A 6,475-nucleotide genomic window follows, 5' to 3' on the forward strand; every position below is an offset into this window, starting at 1 on the left:
ACGCGGGCCTCGGCGCGTCAGTTCTGCGCGGATACCGGGAAATCTGCGTCGAAATCGGCGGCCTCGGGGTCGAACTCGCCCAGGGCGGGGGAATCCCCCATGGCCGGGAGATCCGCCTCGTCGGCAAGATCCGCCATCGCGGGGAAATCTGCCGCGACCGGAAAATCGGCGGCATCCTCCGCGGCATCGGACGCGGAGGCGGGCGGCGGCGCGGCAAGCCCCGGCATGGTCGACAGCCCGACAAGGCCCGGGGCCTCATCCTCGGCCCCGGCGATCTTGATCGCACGCTCGCCGTTGGACTGGCCCAACCGTCCCTCGGCGATCGCCACCCGCCCCGGCCCTTCCAGCCGGACAGCCGTCAGCGCCGCCGCCGGGATCGGCACCAGATCCCCGGGTCGAAGCCGCGCGATCTCGGCCGCGGACAGGCGCATCCGCCAGAGCACCGCGTTCAGCACAAGCTCGGCCCCGAGAACGCCCGAACGCAACGCGTCGGGCCAGGGCGTGCCGTCCTCCTCGGCCGTCTTGGCCGGGGCGGGTGCAGGCGATTCGGGCAGGGCAAGGAACAGTTCCCCCCCGCGCAGCCCCTCGCCCAGCCGCAGCGTCAGGCGGAACCCGTGATAGCCGCCCTGCGCCAGGATCAGCGGCAGATGGCGCGCATCCTCGATCACGTTGCCCTGCGCGTAACCCGCCGCCCAGTCCCCGCCCGGCAACGCCGCCATCGCCCCGCCGAAGCGGGACAGCAACGGGTCGGTCAGGTCGGCCAGGATCGCGGCATCGGTCGCGGTCAGCCGCCGGGTCTCGGGTGCCTCGGATGCCAGCATCCCGAGCAGACGCCATTCCAGCAGCGCCATCGCCAGGTCGGGTGAATAGACCGCAAGCCCCAGCCGCCCGGAACTGCCCCGCAGCACCACCGACAACCGCTCGGGCGTGACCTGTTCCCCGAGATCATCCAGCCGCAGGCGCAGTGCCGTGCAATCCTCGACCACGCCGGTCATGCCGAAATCGTCACGCATCGCGCGCGCGGTCTCCAGGCGCAGCGCAAAACGGCCGTCGCCGCCCGTTTCGGCCGTCCCTCCCGAGGGCATCGCGACCCGGGCATCGCCGAGTATCTGGCGCAATATCGCGCGATGCGCGTCGTCCGTCATCTGCCGCCCATCCGTCAAACTTTCCAAGGGATGTCGCACGATCCCGGTTTACAAACCGTTTCGCTGCCCTCAGGCAGCTTCGGCACGCAGGCGCGGAACGCTGACGCGGAACGCCGCGCCGCCCTGCCCCGGCAGATACATGATCGACCCGCCAAGCCGCCCCATGATCTCGCGGCAGATCGCAAGGCCCAGCCCCGCGCCGCCCGCCCGTCGTGGATCGGTCAGGCGCGAGAATTTCTCGAAGATGATCGCCTGGCTGCGCTCGGGAATGCCCGAGCCGTTATCGACGAAATCCACCGCCACCGTACCACGCGCCGCGCGCACCCTTATCGTCAGCTCGGGCATCTCGGCATCGCAATATTTATGCGCGTTCGAGATCAGGTTGATGAAGACCTGGCTCAGCCGGTCGCCATCGGTCATCAGCCGCACCCGCTCCGCCGCCGCATCGCGCCGGATCGTCAGCCCGCCCTGAAGGCTGCCCGTCGCCGCCACCGCCCGGTCGATCAGATCGGCCAGCGTCACTTCCTGCAGGTTCAGCGAGACCTGCCCGTTCTCCAGAACCGACAGATCCAGCAGATCGTCCAGCAGCCGGGTCAGCCGCAGGCTCTCCTCGTGGATGATCCGCGAATAGTTGCACATATCCTCGGGCTGCATGCCGTCCGCACCCATGAGGATCTCGGAAAATGCCCGGATCGAGGTCATCGGCGTGCGCAATTCGTGACTGATCTGGCTGAGAAAGGCATCCTTCTGCACGCTCAGTTCGGTCAGCTTCTCGTTGGCCTCGCGCAATTGCCGCGCGGTCCGGGCCAGTTCCTCGGACTTGGCCTCGAGCTGGCTGGAATATTCCATCATCTGCGCCGTCTCGTCGGCCACCCGCATCAGATCCTCGACCGACACCGCCGAGCGGCCGACGATCTGGCCGACCATCGCATGCGCCGTCGCAGCCCCCACCGAGCCCGCGAGCGCGCGTTCCAGCCGTTGCAGGAAATCGGGGGTGATGTCGGGCAGGAAACCCTCCTTGCCCTGTTCGGCGGCGCCGCGCCGGAACAGCAGCTGCGCCTCGTCCGGCCCCATGATGCGCTGGGCCATCAGCATCAGGTCCTCGGCCTCGGCACGCCCCTGGCTCCACCCCTGACCGGAGGGCGAGTGATCGAAGACATTGACGAATTGCGCCGCCTGGACCCGCTCAATCGGATTGGGAAAGCTCATGAGCGAAACCAGGACGAAGCCCAGCACGTTCGCCGCCATCGAGAACACCATGGCATGAACCAGCGGATCCAGCCCGTCCATCCCGAACAGACCCTGCGGCCGCAGCCAGGACAGGCCCCACGGCCCCTCGGCCAGCAGCGCCGCGCCCATCACGGCACCCTCGCCAAAGCTGGGCAGGAACAGCGTATAGGCCCAGACCGCGAAGCCCAGCGCCAGCCCTACCATCGCGCCCAGCCGCGTCGCGCCGCTCCACATGATGCCGCCCACCAGCGCGGGCAGTACCTGTGCGGCTCCCGCAAACGAGATCAGCCCGATCGCGGCCAGCGCCTCGGACCCGCCCGACAGCCGGTAATAGAGATAACCCAGCAGCAGCACCCCCCCGATCGAGGCCCGCCGCGCGCGCAGCACAAGGGTCCGCACATCCACCGACATGGCGGCACCGGTCCGGGTCATCTTCAGGAAAAGCGGCATGACGATATGGTTCGACACCATCGTCGACAGCGCGATGGAGGCCACGATCACCATCGAGGTGGCCGAGGAAAAGCCCCCCAGAAAGGCCAGCGTGGCCAAGCCGTCCTGACCCTGGGCCAGCGGCAGGGTCAGCACGAACAGATCCGGGTTCGCGCCCGCGGGCATCTCGGCCAGCCCCACGACGGCGATGGGCACGACGAACAGGCTCATCAGGCACAGATAGGCGGGAAAGGCCCAGGACGCAGTGGCAAGATGGCGCTCGTCCTCGTTCTCGACCACAAGAACCTGGAACATCCGCGGCAGTGTCAGGATCGCCGCGGCGGCCAAAAAGGTCAGGCCGATCCAGCGCCCGGGCCGGACCTGCATCCCCGCCAGCGGCGAGGTCTCGATCCGCTCGATCATCGCCGACACGCCGCCGCTGATGCCCCAGACCACGAAAACGCCCACAGCCAGCAGCGCGATCAGCTTGACCACCGCCTCGACCGCGATGGCCATGACCACCCCGTGATGGCGCTCGTTGGCGTCCAGGTTGCGCGTGCCGAACAGGATGGTGAACAGCGCCAGCCCCCCCGCCACGGTCAGCGCCGTCGCGTTCAGGTCGGTCAGCGCCCAAGGCCCGGCGCCGCTGGGCGCAAAGACAGCGAAGGACAGCGTCACCGATTGCAGTTGCAGCGCGATATAGGGCGTTGCGGCCACCACCGCGATCAGCGTGACGATCACCCCAAGCGCGTTCGACTTGCCATAACGCGACGAGATCAGATCGGCGATCGAGGTGATCCGCTGGGTCCGCCCGATCCGCACCAGCTTGCGCAGCGTGAACCACCAGCCGATGAAGATCAGTGTCGGCCCCAGATAGATGGTGACGAATTCCAGCCCCGACCGCGCCGCATAGCCGACCGCCCCGTAAAACGTCCAGGACGTGCAATAGACCGACAGCGACAGCGTGTAGATCATCGGCGAGCGCAACCAGCCGCCCCGGCCCGTCGCCGCCCGCCGATCTGCCATGAAGGCCACGCCGAACAGCAGCGCCACATAAAGCAGGCAGATCGCGACCAGAAGGTCGAAGCCGATCATTGCGACTCCTCGGGCGCCTCGGCCTCCGCGTCCATCGCCCCCGAGCGGCACAACAACCGCGCCACGACCGCCGACAGGACGATCAGCCCGGCCCAGGCGGAAAACAGATAGATCAGCATCGCCGCCGACAGACCGTCCTCGGCGTCAAGGACCGGCACCAGGAACAGCGCCAACCCCAGCAGCGGCAACAGCCGCGCCATGTCCGCCAGCCGACGCCGCCGATAGCCCGCGCGGGCAAGGAACAGCGGCGCGCGGCTCATGGGCTCAGGTCCCCGTCAGTTCCCGCACCAGGGCCAGCACCTCGGTATTCGAGAACGGCTTGGCCATGAACCGGCTTGCGCCGATGCGCTCGGCCATCTCGCGATCCTTGACCTGGCCCTTGGCGGTCAGCATCAGCACGGGCAGCCCGTTCAGCCCGGTATCGGCGCGAATGTCGCGCAGGATGTCAAAGCCCGACCGGCCGGGCAGCATCACGTCCAGGATCACGATATCCGGCCGGATCGCGCTCACCCGGTCATAGGCGGTGGACCCGTCGGCATGCGTGTCCACCCGCCATCCCTCGCGCGAGAGGATGAAGCGGATCGCCTCTATGATGTTTGGCTCGTCCTCGATGAGCAGGACATGCTTGCCCATGGTCCGTCTTTCCTCCCCGCAGGCAGTTTTTCGCCTGCCCTGTCCCCCGGAATATCCGCGCAAAGCGCGGCGCTGTCAAAACCCGTCAGAATCCGTCCGCCAGGATCGAGGGCTCGCGCCGGGCGACGCAGTCCCGCCGCGGGCAGATCCGGCAGGATGTGCCGATCGGCTGGGCCTGTCCTTCGGGAATGGCGATCGTGTCGGCGGGCAGAATCAGCATCGCCGCCTCCAGCACCAGCGGACCATCGAACCCGCCCGCCAGCGCGGGCTGGCAAAGCGCATAGGTCAGGAACCGAAGGCGCATCGGGCCACCCGGCTCGACCACCGCGCGCAGCGGCGCCATCGGACGCGCCAGTGCCTGGTAAAGCGGCCAGAGCGGGCAGGCCGCCCCGAAGCGCGGCAGCGCGAACCCCTCGACCGGCTTGCGAAAGGTCAGCGTGCCCGATCCATCGCAGATCACCAGCCCCACCGGCCCGCCGGCAAGCCCGCCCGGCAAGGCGGCCAGCCGTCGAAAGGCCGCGGCCGGATCGACGCCGAAGCGCGCCGCCAGCCTGCCGGGATCGAACCCTTCGGCCCGCGCGGCCCCGGCGAACGGCTCCAGCGGCATCCGCTCGGCATCGCGTCGATAGCGGGCCAGCAAGCCCAGCAACAGTTCCCGCGCAGGCGCCGAGGTCAGTTCGCCTGCTGCCGCCACCAGATCGGCCGGATCGGCCGGAAGGGCGGCCTCCAGCTCGGGCAGGTGGTAGTCGCGCGCCTTCAGGAACGCCTCGACCTCCTCCTGCGGCGAGGACTGGGTGCCCGGATCCTCGGCCCCCTCGTCCAGATAGGCCACCAGCGATTGCGCACCCTCGGCCAGGCGACGGCTGTCATCCGAAAGATTGCGATGAAACCGGCGCTGCCAGTCGGGGTCGATATCCTCGGTCTCGGCCAGGATCGCCGCGGTCGAGCGGATCGCCGTCACCGTCGAGATCACCTCGTGCAGCGAGGCCGACAGGAATGGATCATGCGTCATCCGGTCGGTCAGCATCTCGACGGTACGCTCCAGTTCGCGCACCCGGCGGTGCCGCGCGGCCAGCAATGCCGCCCAACCCGGAAAGCGGCCCGCGAATTCCTCGATCCGCCCGATTTCCGCCTCGCCTCCCTCCTGCACCGCGGCGGCCTCGCGCAGCGTCTCGATCAGCGCCGCGCCCGCGCCCTCGGTCAGGACGCTCGCCTCCACGCCCAGATGGCGGGCCAGTTCGACCAGCAGCCGACCGCCGATTCTGCGGCGGTTATGTTCGATCAGGTTCAGATAGGAGGGCGAAATGCCCGCCCGGCGCGCCAGATCCGCCTGGCGCAGTCCCAGAACGGTGCGCCTTTCGCGAATGCGTGTGCCGGTCAGCGCACTGCGTGGCATGCTCCCCCTCCAGCGACCTGAACGCTTTACATGATTGCCGGTCAGCCGCCCTCCCGATTTACCTGAAAATTCATTCTTGAAAAGAGCTTGCCGCCGACTTTTCAACGCGGTGCCCCGCAGGCGCGACCTCCGAAAGGACCCACCCCCGGCGAACCCGCCCAATCGGAAGGCCGTCTCGGGCCGCGGCGCTCCGCCAAGCCGGGCAGACCCGCGCCGAAGGTCGTATCGCGCTGTTGCGCAAGGCCGGTCAGAGGCGCAAATTGCCGTCATGGCGTCCGCACCGGTCTGCACCGTCCTGCGCGGTTGCCGTTGCGCGAATAGCCCCCGAGGCCTGACCTCGGGGAAAAATTGACTTGGAATCCGAGGTCCCCGGGCGGGCAAGGCATCCGTCCGGCATGGCCCCGCAGGGAGGAACAGAGATGCTCGACAAGCTTTACGCTCCGTCTTCTGATTTTGTGCGTTCTGCGCATGTTGACGGGGCGTTGTATGCGCAGATGTATCGCCGGTCGGTGGAGGATCCGGAAGGGTTCTGGGGGGAGCATGGGCG

General features: G+C 68.3%; 5 protein-coding genes. All 5 read right to left on the minus strand.

The window, feature by feature from the left end:
• Nucleotides 1–17: 17 nt before the first annotated feature.
• The 5 genes from ENN83_RS00340 to ENN83_RS00360 all read right to left on the minus strand — a co-directional run bounded on the left by ENN83_RS00340 (nt 18) and on the right by ENN83_RS00360 (nt 5,928).
• Nucleotides 18–1,145, minus strand: coding sequence for a FliM/FliN family flagellar motor C-terminal domain-containing protein (locus ENN83_RS00340; protein WP_287182742.1), 1,128 nt, complete (start codon nt 1,143–1,145; stop codon nt 18–20).
• A gap of 69 nt (nt 1,146–1,214) precedes the next feature.
• Entirely contained in the window at nt 1,215–3,899 is a 2,685-nt protein-coding gene (locus ENN83_RS00345; protein ID WP_287182745.1) for an ATP-binding protein, read from the minus strand.
• Entirely contained in the window at nt 3,896–4,159 is a 264-nt protein-coding gene (locus ENN83_RS00350; RefSeq protein WP_287182748.1) for a hypothetical protein, read from the minus strand. Before ENN83_RS00350 ends, ENN83_RS00345 begins: the two co-directional genes overlap by 4 nt.
• Nucleotides 4,160–4,163: 4 nt before the next feature.
• On the minus strand, nt 4,164–4,532 hold the full coding sequence (locus ENN83_RS00355) for a response regulator transcription factor (protein ID WP_287182751.1): 369 nt from the start codon (nt 4,530–4,532) through the stop codon (nt 4,164–4,166).
• Between the two features lie 85 nt (nt 4,533–4,617).
• Nucleotides 4,618–5,928 carry a helix-turn-helix transcriptional regulator gene (locus ENN83_RS00360; protein WP_287182754.1) on the minus strand — a complete coding sequence of 437 codons (1,311 nt, stop codon included), beginning with the start codon at nt 5,926–5,928 and terminating at the stop codon, nt 4,618–4,620.
• Nucleotides 5,929–6,475 lie beyond the last annotated feature (547 nt).

The sequence above is a fragment of the Rhodovulum sp. genome, assembly GCF_011048875.1.
GTDB classification, from domain to species: domain Bacteria; phylum Pseudomonadota; class Alphaproteobacteria; order Rhodobacterales; family Rhodobacteraceae; genus Rhodovulum; species Rhodovulum tesquicola.

What these genes read in the sequence shown, in the direction of transcription:
- ENN83_RS00340 (WP_287182742.1), bottom strand. Translation starts at nt 1,145, where the DNA reads ATGACGGACGACGCGCATCGCGCGATATTGCGCCAGATACTCGGCGAT.
- ENN83_RS00345 (WP_287182745.1), bottom strand. Translation starts at nt 3,899, where the DNA reads ATGATCGGCTTCGACCTTCTGGTCGCGATCTGCCTGCTTTATGTGGCG.
- ENN83_RS00350 (WP_287182748.1), bottom strand. Translation starts at nt 4,159, where the DNA reads ATGAGCCGCGCGCCGCTGTTCCTTGCCCGCGCGGGCTATCGGCGGCGT.
- ENN83_RS00355 (WP_287182751.1), bottom strand. Translation starts at nt 4,532, where the DNA reads ATGGGCAAGCATGTCCTGCTCATCGAGGACGAGCCAAACATCATAGAG.
- ENN83_RS00360 (WP_287182754.1), bottom strand. Translation starts at nt 5,928, where the DNA reads ATGCCACGCAGTGCGCTGACCGGCACACGCATTCGCGAAAGGCGCACC.